The organism is uncultured Senegalimassilia sp., from assembly GCF_934632265.1.
GTDB lineage: Bacteria > Actinomycetota > Coriobacteriia > Coriobacteriales > Eggerthellaceae > Senegalimassilia.
Map to the genome: position 1 here is coordinate 1 of NZ_CAKTYH010000210.1, position 1,588 is coordinate 1,588.

At 63.4% G+C, this 1,588-nt stretch carries 2 protein-coding genes; both read left to right on the top strand.

All coding sequences use genetic code 11. From position 1 onward, the window contains the following. Nucleotides 1-653 (top strand): hypothetical protein (locus tag Q0H50_RS09535; protein WP_294421715.1); only part of this gene is annotated, 653 nt, incomplete at its 5' end. A 12-nt stretch (nucleotides 654-665) separates the two neighbouring features. After that, a complete protein-coding gene (locus Q0H50_RS09540) occupies nucleotides 666-1,574 on the top strand; it encodes a DUF6273 domain-containing protein (RefSeq protein ID WP_294421716.1) in 909 nt (302 codons plus the stop codon). Nucleotides 1,575-1,588 lie beyond the last annotated feature (14 nt).

Genomic DNA, 1,588 nt, shown 5'->3' on the forward strand with positions numbered 1-1,588 from the left:
CTGCAGACCCGTCCCCCGATGTCGTGATGGATGCCCTTGCGGCGGTAAACGAGTCCAAAGCTAGCGCGGCGGCGGCTGAAGCCTCCGCCAAGGCCTCCGCCGGAGCGGCCGACGAGTCTGCTGCTAGCGCAGCAGCTGCCAAAAGGTCCGCAGAATCTGCCGAACGGTCGGCAAGCAGCTCCGCCGCCAGCGCGAAGCAATCAGCGGGCGATGCATCCAAAAGCGAAGGCGCGGCCAAAAAAGCCGAAGATTCTGCTGCTGCGGCAAAGGAAAGCGCGGAAGATTGCGCGGTAAAGGCGGAGCAGGCCGTGAAGGACGCAAACGCCGCGAAAGAGACTTCAGACGCCGCAAGCGAAAGGGCCAACCAGGCGGCTGCGAGCGCATCGGGCGCGGCATCCAGCGCCAACGCCGCCGCAAGCGCCGCGCTGCAAATCGCCAACAACGTGGCCCAGGGCGCGGCTGGCTCGTCCGATATGGCGAAGCAAAAGCAGCAGATAGCCGACCTGTACGGAGAGATAGCGAACCTCACCGGCGATTTCCGATACTCGGACGGCGCTATCTACTGCCCGTCATCGAAGGTCAGCGCGTCTGGCAGCACCCTCACTTTCGGCTCGACCTGCACGGCATCCGGCACCTCAATCACCCTCAAATAGTAAGGTTCACATATGGCACAAGCACAAACCCTCGTGGTCGGCGGCACCGGCTACGAGATCATCGACGATACCGCGCGCAGAAACGCGCAGACGGCGCTTGCCAACTCCGAGTACAACCGCCAATCCGCGCTCGGCAAGTACGGCGGGCAGAACATCGCCACCATCCTGGCGGGCGAGATCGGCTCTGGCACGGTGTACGACGCGCTGCACAAGCGCGTGGCGAACAATAACTTCGCCGGGCTTCGCATAGGCGATTTTCTGGACGTCTCCCTGGTGAGCGCGTCCGCCGTCACCTCGCAGCAGTCCGTGCGATTCTTGCTCGCGCACGTTGACCCCTATCTTTGGTGCGACGACCGCAGCAAGGGGCATCATTTGGCGTTCGTGTCGTCCGCGCCCATCGCGGTAAGCTCAACGTATCCAGACGTGGTCAACAGCAGCTACGTGCAGTGGAACAAGACCAACGCCAACCAGGGCACCGCCGAGGAGAAGCACCCCTATCTCGCGTGCAACCTCAAGGTTTGGGAGAATGCGTTCGAGGGCTGCTTGCCCGAGAACCTCGCGAAGTACCTGCTGACGCAGCGCGTGCTGCTGGAGGAACGCTACAGCGCGTCCGGCGCGCTCACGGACTCCAACTCCTGGAGCTGGGCCGATATCGGCAAGGTGTTCTCGCTGTCCGAGACGGAGGTGTACGGAACGTGCGTGTGGGGCACCAAGGGTTATAGCGTCGGCTTTGATTGCCAGTGGGACCTCTTCCATGATACAGCTCACCGCCTGAACGGAACTCGGTGCAGCTGGTGGTTGCGCTCCGCAGCCGGTGGCTCTTCCGCCCTCGCGTGCTACGTCATCGGCAGCGGCAACGCCGGCTGCACTGGCGCTTCGAGCGACTGGGTTCGTCCCCGTGTCGGCTTCCTGTTCGGCTAGCCGCATGGCTAGAC

Coding starts and splice junctions, on each gene's coding strand:
- Q0H50_RS09540 (WP_294421716.1), top strand. CDS start 666: ATGGCACAAGCACAAACCCTCGTGGTCGGCGGCACCGGCTACGAGATC.